The organism is Timaviella obliquedivisa GSE-PSE-MK23-08B, assembly GCA_019358855.1.
GTDB lineage: Bacteria > Cyanobacteriota > Cyanobacteriia > Elainellales > Elainellaceae > Timaviella > Timaviella obliquedivisa.
The window spans coordinates 43,105-64,061 of sequence record JAHHII010000018.1 but is presented as its reverse complement, the minus strand read 5'-3'; the positions used below and the strand labels follow the sequence as shown (position 1 = coordinate 64,061).

The window sequence follows — 20,957 nt, the reverse complement described above, 5'->3', positions numbered from 1 at the left end:
TATGTGCAAAATTTGTGCGATCGCGGCACGATACCCTCGTGTTCGTCAGGAATCGCTTGTCTTTAATCTCAGTCAATTTGCGATCGCCGTTGAGGCAAAGCAAGAATTTGAACGACCGCAGGAGCGATCGCCATCCAACACTCAGGAGAAATCATCATGAACAATCAAGAGAATAACTTTGTCAGCCTAGAGTCTACGATTTTTTCACAGGACAGCGAACAAAAGATGTCCAAGCTTGTATTAAAACTCAGTCAAGCTTTAAAGTTTTTCTTTGAATCAATGCTCAAGGTTGATGAGCCAAAGATTTATCGATCAAGAGACAAGTCTGGCAGTTCTTTCTGGACGGTCTATGACCAAGTTACAGGTCGCAGAGTGTTCTTTGATTCCGAAGCAGAAGTTCGCGGATGGCTCGATCGCCGCTACTACTCATGAGAACAACTCAAATTAGTGAAGTCTTAACTTGATAGTTCTTTCCAGCCTTTCTATTCCGCAATAGTTGCATCTGAAAGCCTGAACATTGCAGGTTTGATCTCGATAGTTGCAGGTCTAAGCTCGGCAGTTGCACCTTTGATCTCGATGATTATACCTTTGAACGCGATGATTGCAGGTCTAAGCTCGACAGTTATACCTTTGAACGCGATGATTGCAGGTTTGATCTCGATGATCGCAGGTTTGAACCTGACATTTAAACCTCTGATCCCAGCAATCGCAGCTTAGAACTCAAACATTGCAGGTCTGATCTCGACGACTGCATCTCAGCACTCAAACATTTTTCTAACCTCAGTAATGAATTCACATTCATTGTCTAGGGTTCTTGCGACCAAATTTCGCTCAAGTGAAACACTATCCATCTTTCTTTTACACAATCACAAAGGAGATCTAACAATGGCACAGGTAATTGAAACAGCTAATAACAACACGCTCGCTACCGCAACTAATCTAGGCAACATTCGCAATAGCCCATTTGTCCGGGGTGATTTATTCGGCAGTGATGCGGCGGATTTCTTCAAATTTCAGGTCGATCGCCCCACAAAAGGTGGCATTGCTCTAATTCCGCAAGGTCTTGATGCTAATTTGGTTCTGTTGAACAGTAGCGGGCAGACAATCAAGACTTCTCTCAATCCGGGAACCGCCACAGAAGGGATCACGTTTGACAATTTGCCGACGGGTGAGTATGCCTTGCTAGTGAGTAAGTCAACTGGCAGTGGAAGTTATACGCTGAGTGCAAATGGCAGTGCGATCTCTCGTGCCCAACTGGGTGTGACGATCGATCGCCTGACAGCACTCGAACGCTATGACACAAAGGTTCCGTTCACAAACTTCGATCGCGCCGATTTTTACATTGAAACTAACATCGAAGGAAAAAAGAAGAACAGCCGGGTCTTTGGCAACGACAACGATATCAGTCCTAACTTTACGGTTACTCAAGAGGTTGATATTAATAAACTGCTCCTTACTGCCAGCATTGGAGCAAAAGACGAAGATCCTGATACTGATGATATTGCTGACATCAATCCCTCTACTCCAGGAGAAACTATTTCTTTCAACTTTGATCCGATCAGAGGTGAAGTTCAAAGCAAGGGTACCGCAGGTAGTAGTTTTTCTTCTTTTTCAAAAGGACAAATCGTTACTTTTGAGGGTGACGGTGCGTTGCTTTTTCCATCACCAATTTTTAGTAGTCCTAACAAGGGAGCAAGAATCTCCTTCCGTATCAACTACGACACCTTTACCTCACCCACCTCTAGCTTCACCAACAACACCCCCCTCATTCTGGGCACCAACGCCAGCCAAGATCTCACCGGACAAAATCTAGGTGGCATTCTCTGCGGCGAAGGCGGTAACGACACCCTCTCTGGTATGGGCGGCAACGATGTTCTCTGTGGTGGCACAGGCAACGACAAGCTCAACGGCGGTACAGGCAACGACATCCTCTTCGGTGGAGCAGGACGCGACACGCTTACAGGCGGTTCCGGCAAAGATACCTTTGTGCTGGCGCTCAACAGCGGTGTGGATGTGATCAAAGACTTCCAAAAGGGCAAAGACAAGTTGGGTCTGTCGATCGAGTTGAACCCTGGAATTCTCGATATTGTGCAGCAAGGCAAAAATACCGTGATTGGCGTGGGCGATCAGCGACTTGCAATGCTCTCGAATATGAAAGCCAACCAGATCACCGCCGCCGATTTTGTCACCGTAGAATTCATTCAATTCAAGGGAATGGAAGTACCGACGATCGTGGCATAAAAAGATTGCTCCATCTGCTTCCCTCGCGTCTACCGATCTCTACATTTACCTGACCATTCCAACATTCTAGAAAATTATTTGGAGTCTATTCATGAACTATTCTGTATCCCCTGCACCTCAAGCCTTTGGTCATATTTTAGGAGAATTTAACTGGCATAAACAAAAAGAAAAGCCAAACGGCTGTTTGTGATGTGGAGTTTGATGATTCTGCCCTCGTTGATCAGTTGTTTATTTTTAGTGGGTATTCCTGCAACATTTCTGGCAATCTACTTTGCTCGTCGCTCGTGGCAGCGATGGCGATCGCCCCAAAATGTTGTATTCCTTTACCAGCACGACTTAGTAGATCAGCGCAAATCTCAGCCTGTCATCTTGCCATATTCCGACATTCAAACCTTGCTCATCGCTGTAACACGTCTGGCAAAGATAACGAGCTATGTCTACACAATCCAAACCAAAGACGATCGCACGATTAAGTTTGACGAACATTTAGCGCAAATTAAAGATCTGGGGCACAGCTTGCAGGAGCAGGTCGCACAGCTGTAAGTTTCTCGATTAAGACCGAAGTCGAACACGCGAAGACCGAGAGCATCGATCGCCAGGAGTTCAAAAGCGATTAAATCACTCGGCAATTGAGAATTGAAAAATTTAAGCAAGCAACTTGGGGCAACAATCTAGAATCCTATTTTTTATAGCGCAAGTCTCAGTTGGATCAGGTTATCTACTCCCTAATTCGAGTTCGGGATGTCAATGTTGCGAGGGAGCTTTACTTTCGGGTACAAGCCAATGAACAACCCCTTGCTGAACCTGCCTAGCAGTACTCTCAGGGGGCTGAATCGCGGACAGGTAGAATTGTGGTCCTGCGCTCCTAAGTACTCCTCATTCCAGACTCGCTCAAACCCTCCGCGCTAGCTACCCCAGACAGCTTATGCCGCCAACCCGCATTGAAGATTTGTGGGTAATTGTGCGACTAGAGGAGTTTTTACCTGCACAGTTGGATGAACCGATGCGACAGCGCTTACTGGATGAGATGTTTGCGAACTGGCTCAAAGAACAGATGAAACGACTTAAAGTTTAATTCTTTTATCCCTGCTCCTAGTTCATCTTCTAGTTTGTAGGACTTGCATCTTGGCTCGACCTCGCTTTCTCTTCTGCTTTCATGAAGGCTTTCTCATAAACGTTTCATTATCACTTCATTCAAGAATGAAAGAATTCGAATCGATAGCAGAAGCAGTTCTCATAAAGCGCAATGAAACATACGGTCAGCTTAAAAGAGACATTGCCCAGCATGGGTCGAATTCTTCAGCGTTTTACGCCACAAATTCGCAAGCAGCAACCGCTGTTGATCTTTGCATTTTTGGCACTTTTGGCTGAAACCTTGCTGCGGCTGTTGGAGCCTTGGCCCCTTAAGATAATTTTTGACTATATTCTGTTGCCTGGTGTCGATCGCCCTATGCCAACCCTGCCCGTCATTGGGCAAGCTTCGAGTCTAGTATTGCTAACTTTGCTAACAATTGGCTCAATTGGATTAGCGGTGCTGCGCGGTGCTGCGGCTTATTCCAGTACCGCAGGAATGGCGATCGCTGCCTCCCACGTGATGACTGAGGTACGGGGTGATCTTTACAGCCATTTGCAACGCCTGTCGCTCTCTTTCCATAATCAGGCAAGAACAGGTGATTTAATCGCTCGTGTTACCCAAGATATTACTCGGCTACGAGAGGTGACAGTCATGGCACTGTTGCCCTTGCTGGCAAGCTCGTTAACGCTAGTGGGTATGGTTGGAGTCATGTTTTGGTTGCACTGGGAAATGGCGATCATTGCGATCGCTATTTTTCCTTTGTTTGTGTTTTCCACAACCCGCACGAGCCGTCAAATCCGAGAAGTGGTGCGGAGACAGCGCAAGCGAGAAGGCGCGATGGCTGCCACTGCGGCTGAGGCAATGAGTGCTATTAAAGTAGTGCAAGCCTTATCTTTGCAGACCATGCTGGAAAGCACCTTTTTTACTCACAACCGTGAAGGACTACAAGAAGATGCCGAAGCCCAGAAATTAAGTGCTGGGCTAGAGCGAACCATGGAAGTATTAGTCACGGTTGCTGTAGCGTTGGTGCTGTGGAAAGGAGTTCAACTCGTACTCCAAGGAGCTTTAACAGCAGGAGATTTGCTAATTTTTATCACCTATTTGAAAACAGCATTTAAACCCATTCGTCAACTCGCTAAATACACGGGGCAGATCGCTAAAGCAACTGCATCGGGTGAACGAGTGATTGATGTTTTAGATACCATTCCAGATATACAGGATACGCGAGGCGCAATGGATGCCCCACCGTTTTTGGGAGCGGTGCAGTTTGACCAGGTGAACTTTGCTTATGAGAGCGGTAGTATCGGTACGCTAAAAAGTGTCAGCTTTATGGTGCAACCGGGTGAGCATATTGTTTTGGTTGGACCTTCAGGCAGTGGTAAATCCACATTGGTTAGTTTGCTGCTGCGCTTTTACGATCCTGTCGAAGGAAGAATTTTGATAGATGGGCATGACTTGCGCGAGTATAAGGTAGATTCAGTCCGTCGTCAGATTAGCGTGGTATTGCAAGATAGCATTTTGTTTGCCTCTACTGTTCGAGAAAACATTGCCTACGGTAATCTTAAAGCAACCCCTGCTGAAATTGAAACCGCGGCTCGCGTGGCAAAAGCCCACGAATTTATTCTGAAGCTGCCGCAGGGATACGACACAATTTTGGGTGAGCGCGGGGCAACTCTTTCAGGTGGACAACGGCAGCGAATTGCGATCGCCCGTGCCGCCGTGCGTCATGCTCCAATTGTAATTTTAGATGAGCCTACGACAGGATTAGATAATCACAGTGAGCATATTGTCAACGAGGCATTGAGCCAGTTGACAAAGGGCAAAACAACTTTTGTGGTATCGCACAATCTACAAGCAACCGAACGAGCCGATCGCATTCTCTACATTGAAGAAGGCAAAGTCCTGGAACAAGGAACTCACCAGGAACTCATGGCTTTGAAAGGACAGTATGCCCAACTCTACCAGCTTCAGGCGAAGGTTCATCCTATCCGCAACAAAAATAACGGAGGTAGTAATGCGATCGCTATTTAAGCTAGAACAGACGAATGTTGATGTCAGAGAAACAAACAGAACAACGCGCGTAATCTTAATTCGTCATGGGCGCAGTACGTTCAACGAGAAAAAGCTTTACCAGGGAAGTTCAGATCTTTCAGTATTAACTGAACAGGGTTGGCAAACAGCAAAACAAGTCGGACAGTTCCTCAAGAATGAACCCATTGCAGCAATTTATACCAGTCCGCTGAAGCGAGTTCGGCAAACCGTTGACGCAATCTTAGGAAACCTATCTTCTACCCCTCCTCTGTGGGTACAGCCAGGTTTGCGCGAGATTGATTTGCAGAGTTGGGAAGGGCAGTCTTTTCAATTTGTGCAGGAAACCTATGCCGCAGATTATCAGTGCTGGAAACATCGTCCGCATGAGTTTGAGTTGATACCCAACGCGGTAGCCAGTTTAGATGCCCCTAGCTTAAATCCCGCTAGAGGAGCAACCGTTGCTATTCAAACGCGCAGTTTCCCAGTGCTCGATCTTTACGAGCGATCGCAGCAGTTTTGGCAAGAGGTGTTGTGTCGTCATCCAGGGCAAACGATCGCTGTAGTCAGTCATGGCGGCACGAATCGGGCATTGATTAGTACAGCCTTGGGTTTACCTCCGTCTCAGTTTCATCGCCTTCAGCAGTCTAACTGTGGCATTAGCTTTTTGCACTTTCCTGATGCTTGCCTGAATGCAGCCCAGTTAAAAACCCTCAACTTAACGACTCCGTTAAAGGAATCTCTCCCTAAGCTAAAGGAAGGCAAACAAGGTCTACGGCTCTTACTGCTGCCCTCCGAAACTAACTCGCGATCGATCGATCATCTGGCTCAACTGCTTCAAACAATTTCGATCGACTTTAGCCTTGCCGCAGATTCTGAGGCGACCCTTATCGATCGCCTGTTGCATTATCACCCTACGACCGTTCAGCTTCAGAGCCAGCAGCATCGGTTTCTGTTAAATTGGCAGCGCACCCTAGAGACTACATCTAGTGCCTCATCCCAACTCATGACGGGATTGGTGGTTGCCGCGCAGGACGATATTCAGCAGGTTGTGGGAGCCGCGATCGGGCTCAGCCGCGATCAACATTGGCGTTTGCAACCTCAGCCAGGTGCCCTGAGCGTGCTGCACTATCCTGTTGCCAATTCGCCTGTGCTGCAAGCATTCAACTTTGCATAGGACAAGGGCTTCAGGGAAAGCATCTAACCAATTCTTAAGGAGTTAAGCGATGTCTAAAATTTTAGTGACTGGAGCCGCTGGATTTATCGGATTTCACATCAGTCGAATGCTGTTGCAGCAGGGCGAAACGGTGATCGGGTTAGACAATCTAAATGACTACTATAGCGTTGCGCTGAAACTTAGCCGCCTGAGCCAGTTACAGCACCCCAACTTCCAGTTTCACCAGCTTGATCTTGCCGATCGCCAGGGCATGGAAAATTTATTCGCGCAGCATCAGCCCGATCGCGTTATTCATTTAGCGGCTCAGGCAGGCGTTCGCCATTCTCTGAAAAATCCTCATATCTATGTAGACAGCAATGTCGTAGGATTTTTGCATATTTTGGAGGGTTGTCGGCAACACAAGGTACAGCACTTGGTCTATGCCTCTTCTAGCTCAGTCTATGGCGCTAATCGCGTCATCCCGTTCTCAACTCAGCATTCTGTTGATCATCCTCTCAGCCTCTACGCAGCCACGAAGAAAGCCAATGAACTCATGGCACACAGTTACAGCCATCTCTACAAAATTCCTACAACTGGACTGAGATTTTTTACAGTTTATGGCCCCTGGGGCAGACCCGACATGGCACTATTTACATTTACCAGAGCCATTCTAGAAGGCAAAACGATCGATGTTTATAACCACGGTAAAATGCAACGCGATTTTACCTATATTGATGACATTGCAAATGGTGTTCTTCGCGTTCTAGATCGGGTTCCAGCAGCGAACGCCACCTGGTCACCTTATGCTCCAGAGCCTAGCAGTAGCCATGCTCCCTATCGAATTTACAACATTGGTAATCATCAGCCGATCGAACTACTGCGGTTCATTGAAGTGCTAGAAAATAGCTTAGGCATTGAAGCCAAAAAGAATTTTCTGCCGCTCCAGCCGGGAGATGTGCTGGAGACTTATGCAGATGTTGCGGATTTAACGGAGGTAGTGGGTTTTACACCGCAAGTGGCGATCGAGGAGGGCATCCCTCGTTTTGTTAAGTGGTATCGTGCTTACTACAATTCTCTTGCAAGTCAAGAAGCAATCTCTGCGCTTGCCTGCTAACTTAAAATTCAAAGCCTCTATTCTTCAGAGAGATAAAGTTATGGTAGAGCAGTAAACGATTGCCTTTCATTAATGATTAGGATTACTACATCTGGCTGAGCACCGTGTAACTTGCAAAAGGGTTAACATTTGTGTAAGTATTCGGTGGATATAGTTTTCCTTAATCAACTAATTGTCAGTGATAGCAAAGGCAGCAAAAACGTTAAAGAGGTTTCGGTGGCAGTCTTTTTTTAGGGAGACGCGAACCAAGATTCTGCTGACCTACTTGCTTTCCATGCTGCTGATTACTGCTGCGGCAGTGCCTATTTTTCGTTGGCTCCTCTTCTCCAGCGTTGATAGTCGGGTTCGTAGTGATTTAGCTGAGGAAATGGCAGACTTTCGCGAATCTTATCTAGCCTGGGAAGATCTGCCAGAGCAAAGCACAATCGAGCTAAGGCAATTTATTGATAGATTTTTATCGGCAGAATTACCGGAAGACGATAATTTTTTTATTGCTGTCATTGATGGGCAGTTTTATAGATCTAGCCCTAGTGTTTTGGTTGAACCGCTACGCCCTAACTCTGACCTGGTTAACCGCTGGAGTAATCTGGTTGAGCCCACGATTGGGGAACGCGAAACAGGAGACCCTAAAATCGGCAAAGTGATTTATTTAGTTCAGCCCTTAATGTTAGATGGACGCCTCAAAGGGGTCTTTGCGGTGGCTCACCTATCTGCCGGAGAACGCGTTGAAGCCTTGGTAGGTGTCTACATTTTTGCAGGGGTGGCGGTTGGTGTCGTGCTGCTGTCGTTCCTACTGGCTTGGTTAGCCACAGGGCTGCTGCTGGCTCCCGTGCGTCAGTTGGCAGAAACTGCACGGGCGATCGTGAGTGAATCTGATCTCAGCCAACGCATTGCCAACGTGCAAGGCAACGGTGAATTGGCAGAAATGACTGAAGTTTTTAATGCAATGATGGAGCGGATTCAAAAAGCTTTTGATACTCAGCGCGATTTTATTAATGATGCTGGACATGAGCTAAGAACTCCCATTACCATCATTCAAGGACACCTAGAACTCATTGGAGAAGTGCCTCCAGAACAGCAGGAAACGATCGATCTAGTCATGGATGAACTTGATCGGATGAATCGCTTTGTTAACGATTTAATTTTGTTGGCAAAGGCTGAACGGGGAGATTTTCTACAGTCAGACCTGATTGATACAGCCGTTTTTATAGATGACTTGTTCTCAAAAGCAACTAGCCTAGCCGATCGCAAATGGCATCTCGTGAATCGCTGTAGCGAAACGTGGGTTGGCGATCGGCAGCGGCTGACAGGCGCTGTCCTCAATTTGGTGCAAAATGCCACTCAGCACACGCAGCCCAATGACTTGATTGAAATAGGCGCTGTTTCCGATGAAGCGACGGTTCGCTTTTGGGTGCGAGACAGCGGCGAAGGCATCTCTCTGGAAGACCAGAAACGCATTTTTGATCGGTTTGCACGGGCAGCTAACAGCTATCGTCGATCGGAAGGCGTGGGGCTGGGGCTGGCGATTGTTAAGGCGATCGTCATGGCACATCAAGGCTGGATTGAACTAGTGAGCCATGTAGGGGCAGGGTCAACGTTTACTTTGGTTATTCCGCTGCAACCGTCTACTCCCCGAAAAAGCAGGGAACTTCTGATTACGCCGCCCGTCATTGCTACTTCAATAGAAGTAGAGTAAGAATATTGCCCAGCCTTTGCAAATTCTCTCAAACCTTGATCTGCTATGCCGCGCCTTTTAATCATCGAAGATGAATCACGAATCAGTGCTTTTCTGGAGAAGGGGTTTCAGTCTAACGGCTTTACGACAGAGGTCATTAGAGATGGACGAGAAGCCAGCCAGATGGCATTAAACGGCGAGTTCGACTTGATTGTGCTTGATTTGGGGCTACCTGGCAAAGATGGATTTATGGTATTGGAGGAACTGCGCGGGCAGGGTATCCAGCTTCCTATCATTATTTTGACTGCTAGAACTGATATGCCCAACAAGATTGCTGGCTTAGAGAGCGGCGCAGATGACTATGTGACTAAGCCTTTCCGATTTGAGGAGCTACTGGCACGAGTACGAGCAAGGCTGCGGAGCTTTTCCTCGACGGGTGAATCGGAAATGCTACTAAAGTTTCGCGATATTACTCTTGATCTGCGATCGCGGCGGGTTCTGGTTGGCGATCGTCCTGTTGATCTTTCCATGCGCGAATTTACCCTAGCAGAAACTTTCATCCGCCATCCTGACCAGATTATGAGCCGCGAACAATTGCTTAACCATGTATGGGGCTATGACTACGATCCGGGCTCAAATATTGTGGATGTTTATGTCGGCTATTTGCGGAAAAAGCTGGGCGATGGATTAATTGAAACGGTGCGGGGAATGGGCTATCGGATGCTGGGACAGTAGAAACGTCTCAGCTTTTAGCCAGATGGCTTAGCCTGGAATCTCAGTTTTTCAGAACATGAGAAATTTCTCATGAAAGCTTAATTTTCGTCTCACGTGCGCCTGCAAGTGTGGAGAGATTAGCATCGTTTGATACAACCTTATCGTCTGTAGTTATAGATTTATGAAGTGAATCATGAATCTAACAGCAGATAACAAGCTGAAAGTAGCAAATTTATTAAACCTGCTTATGCTTCAAAACTACTACAGCCGCCGAGAAAAAAATGTACCGAGTTCTCATTGCTGAAGATGAGCTTCGCATTGTAGCGTTTCTAGAAAAGGGTTTAAGACAAAACGGATTTGAGACAACTGTTGTCACCCGTGGACAAGATGCGATCGATCAGTCTCAGCAAGGTACTTTTGATTTGCTTTTGCTCGATTTGGGTTTGCCTGGAAAAGACGGATGGACAGTGATCGACGAACTTCGCAAGAGCGGACAGACGCTACCGATCGTGATTGTTACGGCTCGTGAAGGTGAAACCAATCGTGCAGAGAGTTTAAGGCGTGGCGCAAATGACTACATTACAAAGCCTTTCCGCTTTCAGGAACTTCTAGCAAAGGTCAATTTTCAACTTGGGCAAGAAAAAACTTGATTAGTGTTGCTAAAGAAAGGGACAAACAGCAAAATTTGTCCTCCTCCTAGTGCGTGTTTTAAAACTCTCTGCTCCTCCCTCACCCTCTTTAAAGAGGAGGGGACTAGAGAGAACTATCTATCTCGCTGCTGTCACAGGTATTTCTAGCAAATTAGAAGATACATCTGCTTCCAGGTGGGATATTAATCTCGATCGATCGGTCGCAGAGAGTCGGGCAGATCCGGCTCTGGCGTTCATGGCAACTTGTTCAGGAGATTTTCCCCCCGGAATAGCCACAGGCTGCGCAGGATGAGAGGTAACAAATCGCAGAGCAGCAGTCACCATCTCTTCTCCAGGCTGTAAAACTGTTTTTAGTCGATCGACTTTAGCTAGATCTGCGGCAAGTTTGCTGCTGCGATTTTCGTCGATGTACCACTCCGATCGCACAGTGTCAGTAAAGACTGAATCGGTGGAGTATTTACCGGAGAGTAAGCCTTTGTTGAGTGGACCCCGCACCAGAACAGCAATGCCCTGTTCTTGACAGTAGGGCAAAAATTCCGCTTCTGCCTTGCGGTTGAGCAGCGAATAATCAACTTCGACAACTTGACAGGTATTGTTTACGTTGAATCGCTTCAGCACCTTAAGTTTGTCGGTTGAGATGCCGTAGGCACGAATCAAGCCTTGCGCTTTTAACAACTCAAACCCTTCAAGATAAACGCTTGGATCTTCAATTTTACCTTCATGACAAAGCATCACATCAACGTAGTCGGTACGCAGTCGGTAAAGCGATGCATGAACGCAAAGACGCACCATATCTACTGTTGTCATCGGCACCATCTGTCCAGTTCTTCTGCCCCAGCGACCAATTTTAGAAACCAAATGAACGCGATCGCGCATCCCCACCAACGCCTTGCCCAACCGCTCTTCTGATAGCCCGGTCGGAATTCCATAAGACTCTGCTGTATCAAACAAATTAATGCCATTGTCTACCGCACTCCGAACCGTTTGCAGTGCGGTCTCTTCCTCGATCTCACCCCACTGATTACCAATATTCCAGGTTCCCATCCCGATCGCAGAGACATTTAAGCCAGTGTTGCCAAATTGATGATAAAGCATGGTTAACTCCTAAATAATTGCGATAAATCTGCGGTAAATTCAATTCGCCATCAGGGTTGAAACATAGCGATTGACCAGTTTTTCTAAAGAGACAAGTCTCTTTTCTAGCCATTTACGGCGATTTGCTCCCAAAAAATTGAATCTCTCAATCATGGGATGAATCATTTCTTCTCTACGCCGTCGTCCTAGTTTTTTAAAGCGCTTGAGGAAATATTTACTCTCTACCAGATCCCATTTCTGCTGAAAATGCAGCAGGCTCTCTCGTTCCCAAGCATCGCTCCAGCGCACCATAAAGTAGGGTAGATCAGACCAATGCAGTGCAGGTGCAGGCGGATGGGTCAAAAAGGTGACAACTGAGGCAGGTTCGAGGTAAATGCTACCGCCTGCTTGTGCCACCAACATGCAAAAGTCAAGGTATTCCTTTGTGCAAGAGAAGCCTTCATCCAAAACTCCAATTTTTTTGAATATTTCAGTTCGTACTAGCATTGAGTGAAACTCGACAAAACCAGTAGGCTCTCGTTTAAGATGCTGCTGCACCTCCTCAACCTTGCGATTCTGGTAGTAAGTTTTTTCGTTGATTTGCCATTTGCCTTTGGTATCGGGCGATCGCGGCACAGTTGGCTCGTCTTTAATGAACTTGGCATAAGCTTCAGGCGGCATGTACTCTCCGCCTGCACAGTGAACGATCGTATGCACAGGCTGATACTGGCAGACTAGCGAACCAACCACAGTTGCTCCAGTTTCCTCAGTGCAATCTATCAGGGCTTGTAGCCAGCCTGGAGCAAAAATTACATCGTTATCCACAAACACAACATACTGACTACGAACCTGATTTAGACCCAGGTTTCGAGCCTGATTAGGTGAGAGAAACCGATCTGAGCGAATTAGGTGAAAGCCCTTCTGCGCTGCCTCAGCCTGGAGATAATTTCGCAATTTGGCAGGTGAATTGTTGTCTATGTAGATTAAATCGAATAATTGTGGTGTCTGGCTGTAAAGGCTTTCCAGAGAGGCTTGAGCAAATTGAAATCGCTCTCGCGGCACAACAATGATGGTTACTTCGGGAGTTGACATGGAAGCAGTCTCCTTAATTGCTGAATCTCGTTTTCTTGCAAAAAGAATGATTATGTTAACTCATCTGCCATTGAAGCATTGAAGCTGTGTAGTCTTTCCAAGCACCTGTTGATAAATCTGCTGCCAATTTTGCTGTTCAACGACAGGGGCAAGCTGCGTTAGCACTTTGTTTCGGGCAGCAATTCCCAACTGCTGTCGAAGATCAGGCTGACTGCTCAACAACCGAACTGCATCTGCCAATTCTTTGCTAGAGAAAGGAGTGATCACTAAACCATTCACCCCATTTTCCAAAATTTCGCCGATCGCATCAACACAGGTTCCTATAATCGCTCTTGCTGCTAGCATGGCTTCAAGTAAAGCATTAGGGCAACCATCGTGAATGGAAGGAATGGTAAAAATATCCATGTAAGGCAAATAGGCGATCGCTTCAGCACGGCTAATTTTACCAGTAATGAGAATTCGATCGGTAACGCCACTGTTCTGCAATTCTTGCCGCCAATATTCGTCCTCTTTCCCCACAAAATCACCCACAAAGAGAAGAGTAAAGTCTATATCGCGCAAGGTCTGGCAAGCATCTAACAGATACTCAACCCCTTTTTTATCGCGAAAGCTGCCAACCGATCCAATTACCAGACCTTGCAAACGATCGACCAGGGTAGGCACAGGAAGTCGATCAAACTCAATAGGGGCGATCGAGTTCCAAAATGCCGAAGAATGCTGCTCAATTTGGGGCACTAGCGCCTTACCACGCTGCATCAAATCACGGCTCACAAAAGTTGTCCAGCTTGAGTTTTCCAGCGTCCAAGTAATTTGCCCATGCTGTTGTGGGCTAAAAATGTGTTTGTGCAAGTCAGCGCCCCGAACACTATTGATTACGGGCACTCTACTTTCTTTTGCTAGCAATGTCGTTAGAAACCCCATCTCATTGATGAAAAAAGCGTGGAACAGATCATAGCAATGCCGCTGCTGCAAAACACAGAGTTGATCATACAAATCGCTGAGATAGTCCTGCTCTTTGCCAATGTTAGAGCGAATTGCCGGGTGCAAACGATGAACTATAATCCCATCTCGCTCAGTGGTAATGTAGCCCGCCCGCTGATATTCACCTGCCAGAGCCTTCTCGCGCTCATTGCGAAAAATTGCCCGAAAGACCGCGACGTGAACATCATAACCCAGGTGAATTAGCATTTGGGCAATGCGATAAACTGATTCGCCCACGCCTCCCACATCCGGTGGAAACTCTAATGTTGTGATACAAACTTTTGGTTTCATGTAGCGTTCTCTCAATGAAAAATTTTGCTTACAAAACTAGATCTCTACAGCATCCATGCAATCTATCTCTAACTCAATCCGCGATACTCGTCAGATATTCTAACTTTTGACTTTGCACTCAGTTCTCTTTTTTGTTGCAGAGTCTGGTTAAGAATGCGCGATTTGTGCCAAAGATGGCGTTGATAAATATAGCGGTTGATGGGGCGTTCGATCGCCATCAGTAGTTTTTCTAGCCATAGATTGCCTTTACCAAAAGTGAGGCGACGCGCGATCGGTTTAATCAATAGTTCATGACGACGTGCGCCTACTTTTTTGTAGCGTTTTTTGAAGTACTCATCTTCCGCCAGGTTCCACTTTTGTCGCAGGTGATGCAAACTTGCCAGATCCCAATCGTCGTTCCAGCGCACCATGAAGTAAGGCAAATCTGACCATTTAAAGTCTGGAAGCTGAATGTCACCAAACCAATTGACTAAGCCTGTTTGATTAGTTTCAATGCCAATCGTATCAGTGGTGATTACTGCGTTGCGTTCACTGTAGATGCTGCCGCCCGCTTGCGTTACCATAAAGCAGAAATCAATATGTTCGCGAGTTGCTAGCATCCCTTCATCTAGAAGTCCAATCTCTTCAAAGATCTGCGTTCGCACTAACATGCAGTGAAACTCAACATAGTCTGTCTTTTTGCGGTGTAGTTTATCAGGCACATCATCGACTGCTTGTCCAGTCAGGGCGGCACTTTGGTGAATGTATCGTTGGGTCTTACCATCCTTAATTTCAGTGCTAATGTAGGACTTGCCGCCCGCATTGTGAATCACTTGATGGGCAGGTTGACCAATGCAGGTAAGTGGTCCGACGATCGCTGCACCTGTCTGCTCGGCGCACTCAACCAGCTTTGTAAGCCAGCCACGCTTGACAATTACATCATTCTCAACAAAGACAATATATTTGTATGATTCTTCGGCATGACTCAGGAGATACCGTAGCCCAATGTTCTTTGCCTCAGTTGGAGAAATATAATAGTCGGTGTGCAGCAGTTTGAACTGCTTTTCTTGAGCCTGGGCTTCTAAATAACGACGAATTGGAGTTGGTGAGTTAACATTTATATAAATCAAGTCGAAGGGATAATCAGTATCCCGATAAATGCTCTCTAATGAAGTTTGAGTTGAACTGAATCGTTCGCGGGGGCCAACAATGAGTACGACTTTAGGTTGTGACATAGAGGTTTCTTCGCTCCCTTAAATTTTGTTGGAAATGCGTGAGTGGATTGTTTGTAAAGAAACTTGCTTATGCTGTAATCGCCATACCGTAAAGCAATTCTTTGAGCCGAAGCGCCGCTTTTTCTGCCCCGTTTAGATCAAAAGTGTGCGAAACAGGTGCTTGTTTCAGGTAGGATAGAATTTTTTCGGTGAGGCGATCGGGCTGAAGATCTTCAGGCTCCAGAATCCTTAGAACGCCTCTGGCTGCAAGCTTTTTGGCTCGAATAGTTTGTTCTCCAGTTTGCTCCTCCGATGCTCCTGGAAAGACTAGCGATCGCACGCCTGTTCTTAGAATATTCATGGTGGTGTTGTAGCCACCCAAGCTGATGGAGAGGTCAGACCGCTCTAGATACTTAAGCAGATGAGGGGTGTAGCGGCGAACGATCAGTTTACCATTACTAAAAGATTGCAACTTATCAACCTCCTCCTCTGGCATAAAAGGTCCGGTAAAAATCTGAAATCGATGGGGCAGTGTTGTCCCTAGAATTGCGCTAGCGGCTGCCACTGCCTGAAGTAACTTATAGCCAAATCTGCCTCCACCAGCACTAGCAACAATTAGGGGCGTGAGTTGGTTCAGACTTGCGACATCTTCATTACTAAGGAGCGATCGGGGCGACGATTGAGCCACATACCCTGTGTAATACAGTTCACAGTTAAGCCGATCGACGTGAGGAAATTGTTCTTCCAACCGTTGCAATTTTGGGTCGCCATGTATCAACACTAGATCAAAATATTGGTTAACCCAATTGCAGACTTTGTCGTATCTTTTTGCCCAAGCTGCGGGTAATAGCGTCTGAGTCATGATCAAATCCCTAAGACTGCAAACAACCTTAGTCTGAGTGTTTTTGGCGCGATCGAGCAGAGGCAACAACTCAAACTTGAGCTTGTGTTTACTAAAGGGAAAACACTCAATCATCAAACAGTCTGGACGAAATTGATCAAAAATTTGCAGGAGTTGATCTTGACGAATTTCTTTTACTGCTTCAATATTTTGCGTGGGGTCAACGGCTGCTAGTTTGCCCTCTTCTTCTAAAATAGGCGCTAAATGAATGACTGTAACACCAACCGGAAATTCAAATTCAGAGATTGGCTGTCCACCATTCACAAAACAAACCTGAAATTCTTTGACCAAACTGCGAATAATTTCTGTGCTTCTGACTAAGTGACCCATGCCTGCCAGGTATTGGCAGTAGAACATAATTTTTTTCATCTCGGTATTCCTCTAAACCTATTGAGGACAAGTGCTGTCACTGTAAAAGGTGCCACAGTAAGTGATTCGCTTTACGCCGCGCTCGCCTGTTGACGAGCACACAAGCGCACGTACTGTGCTGTTTTCTCAACACCCTGCATATCAAACTTCAGGGATGAAGGCGTTTGCTGTAAGCAGGTAATCACCTTTTGAGCAAACCGTTCTGGCTTCAGTTCTTCTCGATCAATAACACTAACAATTCCCAGTTCTTCTAGCCGTTTCGATCGTATTTGCTGTTCTTGATCATCATTACCCGTAAAAGGTAAGAGAAGCGATCGTACACCTGTTGTCAAAACATTCATAGTAGTGTTGTAACCTGCCATGCTAATTGATAGATCTGCCTGTCGCATATGTTGAAGTAAATGGGGTGTAAAACGTTCGACTGAGATATTTTGACGCTGTGTGACAATTCGTTTTAACCGCTGATACACTTCATCAGGGCAGAAAGGTCCGGTAAACATCTGAATATGATGCGGAATTTGGGATTGCAGCAACTCACTTGCCTCTGCCACACAATCTAGCAGTTCATGCCCAAATCGTCCCCCGCCAATGCTGGTGAGAATAAGGGGCTGGGGTAGATCTTGAGGCAGATCAGGTTGTGATTGAGCAACATAACCTGTGTAGTGAACTTCGCAGTTGAGATCCTCAATACGGGAAAAACTGGTTTCAAGCGGCATAAATTTAGGATCGCCATGGATCAAGAGCAGGTCAAAATATTGATTCATTAAACGGCAAATTTTTTCCTCATGTCGTGCCTGATCCTGCTTCGTCACCACAATATCTCGAAGGCTGCATATCACTTTAGTGAATGAGCTTTTAGCACGTTCTATTAAAGGAATGAGTTCTATTGAAAATCGTCTGCGTCCGAACGGAAAGAGTTCTACCATAAGGACTGTCGGCTGGATTTGCTCAAAAGCTTGCAGCAGCAGATCTCGGCGGTACTCTAGCACTTGTTCAACATCTTGAAAGCCATCAGGAATGTGCAACTCTTTAAACTCGCTGTCGGTTTTGATAGCCGGAATGTTGATCATCTGTACGCCAGTCGGAACTTCAAAGCCCTGGACGACCTCACCCCCATTCACAAAGAAAATTTCAAAATCGGGAAGTAATCCTCGGACAATTTCCATGCTCCGAACTAAATGCCCGATACCCAGAATATGTTGGCAATAAAACATGAGACGCTGCATTAGGTTGATCCCCTAGGATGAAATAAAATAACTAACAATCTGCTGTAGCGACTAAGACTGGATGTGAGATATTGCTCCAAGCGGGGCAAAAAGCAGGCTGGCAAACTAGGCGAGATAAATACTTGGCAATGCGTGGTAATGCATTCATATCTAGCTGTGCTGAGGACACCGATGTTTCGATCGCCCGCAGTTCGTTGTGAATCAATTGCATCAGGTGAGTAGGATTTAAATTATTGGGGTGAATTACCTGGAACAATCCTATCTTTGCCATTCGCTCTGCCCGTAACCACTGTTCTTCAACAGGCTGGAGACGGGGTACAACAATTGCTCGCTTTTGCAACGACAGAATTTCACCAACGGTGTTGTAGCCGCCCATCGACACGACCAAGTCGGCTGCATCCATATATCCAACTAAATCATCAGTAAACTCCAGCAGTGCAGCTAAAGGAAGGTGGGCGACACGCTGCTGTATTTGTTCACGCTGGTCAGCACGCATTTCTGAGCCAGAAATGATGAGCGATCGCCAATTAGAAGGTTGGGTTTCTAGCCCACGCAAGTAGGTGTCTATTAGGTGATAGCCATCTGCACCGCCACCCGGCGTTAACAACACTAGTTTGTCTTCTGGTTGAAGCTGTAGTTCTTGTCGCAGAACCTGGCGAGACTTAAGCCCTGGTTCGCGGCGAATATAGCCGCAGAATCGAGTTTTTTGAACCACCGCAGGCGGGAACTGATATTCTCGACAGACATCAAAGACTTCTGGGACTCCTACTACCCAAACCTGGTCATATAGTTTTGCGATCGTGTCATAGTATCCATGCCGTTGCCATTGAGCAATCGTTGCTTCTGGACGATCGAGAATGTCACGCAATAGCAACACCAACTTAGTCTCAGGCTGGTGCGTTTTAATGTAGCTCAGTGTTTCCTGAAGCTCTTGCTGCAAACCATCTGGTTTTTTATCGACTAAGATGAGGTTTGGCTTAAAGTTTTGAACAGTAGACAGAATCAGATCTGATCGCAATTTTACCGCATCGTCCAGGTTGGTTTCGAGATATTTAGAAGATACAGTACCCAATTCATCTCGTCCTAAGCAAGGTAGCTTAATGTAATCTAATCCTTGAGGTAAACGCAGACTGTGTAACGCAGGTGAACCTGAAATAACTAGAATTGAAACTTGTGGATATACCTTAATAAGATACTGACAAATCGCCAGCATCCGGCGAATGTTACCTAAACCGAATGCATCGTGAGAATAAACGATAAGCCTCATTTGTAAACCTCTTCGATGCGGATAGTATGCAGAAGTTTAGAACCAGATGATACTTCAACTGCTTTAGGCAACCTGAGCGATCGCCATGCGCGGTTTTCGTGTCACTTCAAGTAAATTGCCAACTGAAGGGCGACCAATGCCGACGTAGTAAAAGCCTGCTGCTGCTAATGTGGCTGGATCAAGATAGTTTCGACCGTCGATCATAATAGCTGTATTCATTCGTTCTGATAGCAGGGCATAGTTGAGTTTACGGAACTGTTTCCAATCAGTTACAAGAACGATCGCATCACAGCCTTCCGCTAACTGTTCGGGTGTAGCACTGAGAATTACAGAGTCTGGAATTGCGTGAAAGCTATGCGTTTCTTCTACATACATTTCTTTTACATACATAGGATCGTAAGCTTTCACCTTTGCACCCAAACGATTAAGATAAGCCGCTAAATCAAGAGCAGGCGTATCTCGGATATCGTCTGTGTCGGGCTTAAAGGTAAGTCCAAGTAAGCCGATCGTCTTGCCTTTAAGAATGCCTAGCACGTGCTGAAGCTTTTCAACTGCTAGCAAACGCTGTCGCTGATTGGCACTAACCGCAGCTTGCAGTAACTGGGCTTCATAGCCATAGTCTTTTGCCGTGTGAATTAAAGCTGCTACATCTTTTGGAAAGCATGACCCTCCCCAGCCAATTCCCGATTGCAAAAACTTGCTGCCAATACGAGAATCTAAACCAATGCCCTGCGCCACCTGAGTGACATCTGCTCCCACCCGATCGCAAATATTAGCAATTTCATTAATGAAGCTGATCTTGGTTGCCAAAAATGCATTAGCAGCATATTTAATCATCTCAGCCGAACTCAAATCCGTGACCACAACAGGCACAGGATCCAGATTAGCATCTTCAGCAAACTGACGATTGATGATAGGGGCGTAGAGTTCCTGCATGTGGCGAATTGCCCTCTCACTATCGCTGCCTAGCACAATGCGATCGGGGTTAAACGTGTCATAAATTGCTGACCCTTCCCGCAAGAATTCTGGATTGCTAACAACATCAAAGTTTGCCGTTACTAGATCAGATCGCTCTACAACCGCATCTATAATAATCCGCTGTACCCAGTTTCCAGAACCGATCGGCACTGTCGATTTATTTACAATGACTTTATAGCCCGAAGTTAAATGAGCGCCAATACCTTGAGCAACAGCTTCCACGTAGCGTGTATCACTCTCTCCAGTTGGAAGCGGTGGCGTGCCTACAGCAATGAACACTACATTGCTGCGAGCCACAGATGTACCTAGATCACTGGTAAACTCTAATCGACCTGCTTGTACAGATGCTTGAATAATTTCTAATAGTCCAGGTTCATAAATAGGCAGCTTTCCGGACTGCATTAAGGTCACTTTCGCTTTGTTATTATCTACGCAAATGACGTGATGCCCTGCATAAGCTAAACATGCACCTGTGACTAGACCAACGTATCCAGTACCGACTACACAAACTTTCATAAAGATTCCTCTTTACCAATATGCCTAAAGGATGAGTTACAAACCCTGATACATGAGACTCAACGACTAGGACTGACACAACTAGAACTGACGCTTTCACGTTGTGTTACCGCTACCTTATAGATTGTCAGTTCATCATGAAATGTAATTAAAGAATTCATGAGATAGCTCTCATGTTGCTCAAGTAAGATTAGAAACATTACTTTTGGCAGGCATTGTCGAATAGCGGGATGAATTAGGCAGGAATGGGCACGTCTCAGATATGGCGTAGTCGAGTAGTAATCGAATCGAGTGCTTCAGCATTTCCCCAGATTTAAAGTCACCCAGAGTTTTGCAATGCAGGTCTTGCAATGTAACCGAGCCAGATCATGTCGTAGCCGTGTGTTCTTCTTTCCTTTAGGGTCATGGAAGTCTGC

The 20,957-nt window shown here is 46.1% G+C and carries 19 protein-coding genes; 11 read left to right on the top strand and 8 right to left on the bottom strand.

The genetic code is table 11. The features are described from left to right. Position 1: 1 nt before the first annotated feature. The 11 genes from KME11_21190 to KME11_21140 all read left to right on the top strand — a co-directional run bounded on the left by KME11_21190 (position 2) and on the right by KME11_21140 (position 10,653). On the top strand, positions 2-160 hold the full coding sequence (locus KME11_21190) for a hypothetical protein (protein MBW4517727.1): 159 nt from the start codon (positions 2-4) through the stop codon (positions 158-160). Next, the gene (locus KME11_21185; protein MBW4517726.1) at positions 157-432 is read left to right on the top strand and encodes a hypothetical protein; all 276 of its coding nucleotides are present in this window, start codon (positions 157-159) and stop codon (positions 430-432) included. Before KME11_21190 ends, KME11_21185 begins: the two co-directional genes overlap by 4 nt. Before the next feature lie 354 nt (positions 433-786). Further along, a complete protein-coding gene (locus KME11_21180; GenBank protein MBW4517725.1) occupies positions 787-2,241 on the top strand; it encodes a hypothetical protein in 1,455 nt (484 codons plus the stop codon). 201 nt (positions 2,242-2,442) lie between these two features. Then, positions 2,443-2,784, top strand: a complete 342-nt coding sequence (locus KME11_21175) for a hypothetical protein (GenBank protein ID MBW4517724.1) — start codon at positions 2,443-2,445, stop codon at positions 2,782-2,784. Between the two features lie 382 nt (positions 2,785-3,166). Continuing rightward, positions 3,167-3,316, top strand: coding sequence for a hypothetical protein (locus KME11_21170; protein ID MBW4517723.1), 150 nt, complete (start codon positions 3,167-3,169; stop codon positions 3,314-3,316). A gap of 171 nt (positions 3,317-3,487) precedes the next feature. Beyond that, complete coding sequence (locus tag KME11_21165) at positions 3,488-5,347, top strand: ABC transporter ATP-binding protein/permease (protein MBW4517722.1); 1,860 nt, start codon at positions 3,488-3,490, stop codon at positions 5,345-5,347. After that, entirely contained in the window at positions 5,331-6,521 is a 1,191-nt protein-coding gene (locus KME11_21160; protein ID MBW4517721.1) for a histidine phosphatase family protein, read from the top strand. Before KME11_21165 ends, KME11_21160 begins: the two co-directional genes overlap by 17 nt. Positions 6,522-6,570: 49 nt before the next feature. Further along, on the top strand, positions 6,571-7,614 hold the full coding sequence (locus KME11_21155; protein MBW4517720.1) for an NAD-dependent epimerase: 1,044 nt from the start codon (positions 6,571-6,573) through the stop codon (positions 7,612-7,614). A gap of 274 nt (positions 7,615-7,888) precedes the next feature. Beyond that, positions 7,889-9,310, top strand: coding sequence for a HAMP domain-containing histidine kinase (locus KME11_21150; GenBank protein MBW4517719.1), 1,422 nt, complete (start codon positions 7,889-7,891; stop codon positions 9,308-9,310). 45 nt (positions 9,311-9,355) lie between these two features. Next, positions 9,356-10,024, top strand: a complete 669-nt coding sequence (locus KME11_21145) for a response regulator transcription factor (GenBank protein MBW4517718.1) — start codon at positions 9,356-9,358, stop codon at positions 10,022-10,024. Positions 10,025-10,284: 260 nt separating this feature from the next. Next, a complete protein-coding gene (locus KME11_21140) occupies positions 10,285-10,653 on the top strand; it encodes a response regulator (GenBank protein ID MBW4517717.1) in 369 nt (122 codons plus the stop codon). Between the two features lie 117 nt (positions 10,654-10,770). On the opposite strand, the gene KME11_21135 is transcribed toward KME11_21140, so the two are convergent. From KME11_21135 to KME11_21100, 8 genes are all read right to left on the bottom strand, one after another. Then, on the bottom strand, positions 10,771-11,748 hold the full coding sequence (locus KME11_21135) for an aldo/keto reductase (GenBank protein ID MBW4517716.1): 978 nt from the start codon (positions 11,746-11,748) through the stop codon (positions 10,771-10,773). A gap of 39 nt (positions 11,749-11,787) precedes the next feature. Beyond that, positions 11,788-12,819 carry a glycosyltransferase gene (locus tag KME11_21130; GenBank protein ID MBW4517715.1) on the bottom strand — a complete coding sequence of 344 codons (1,032 nt, stop codon included), beginning with the start codon at positions 12,817-12,819 and terminating at the stop codon, positions 11,788-11,790. A gap of 60 nt (positions 12,820-12,879) precedes the next feature. Continuing rightward, positions 12,880-14,091: a glycosyltransferase gene (locus KME11_21125; protein ID MBW4517714.1), complete on the bottom strand. Its 1,212-nt coding sequence runs from the start codon at positions 14,089-14,091 to the stop codon at positions 12,880-12,882. Between the two features lie 68 nt (positions 14,092-14,159). Beyond that, the gene (locus KME11_21120; GenBank protein MBW4517713.1) at positions 14,160-15,305 is read right to left on the bottom strand and encodes a glycosyltransferase; all 1,146 of its coding nucleotides are present in this window, start codon (positions 15,303-15,305) and stop codon (positions 14,160-14,162) included. 67 nt (positions 15,306-15,372) lie between these two features. Continuing rightward, positions 15,373-16,554, bottom strand: a complete 1,182-nt coding sequence (locus tag KME11_21115; protein ID MBW4517712.1) for a hypothetical protein — start codon at positions 16,552-16,554, stop codon at positions 15,373-15,375. A gap of 71 nt (positions 16,555-16,625) precedes the next feature. Continuing rightward, positions 16,626-17,780 (bottom strand): glycosyl transferase, encoded by a 1,155-nt coding sequence (locus KME11_21110; protein MBW4517711.1) that lies wholly within the window; start codon positions 17,778-17,780, stop codon positions 16,626-16,628. Between the two features lie 31 nt (positions 17,781-17,811). Next, positions 17,812-19,047, bottom strand: coding sequence for a glycosyltransferase (locus KME11_21105; protein MBW4517710.1), 1,236 nt, complete (start codon positions 19,045-19,047; stop codon positions 17,812-17,814). Between the two features lie 63 nt (positions 19,048-19,110). Next, a complete protein-coding gene (locus KME11_21100) occupies positions 19,111-20,541 on the bottom strand; it encodes a UDP-glucose/GDP-mannose dehydrogenase family protein (protein ID MBW4517709.1) in 1,431 nt (476 codons plus the stop codon). Between the last annotated feature and the right edge of the window lie 416 nt (positions 20,542-20,957).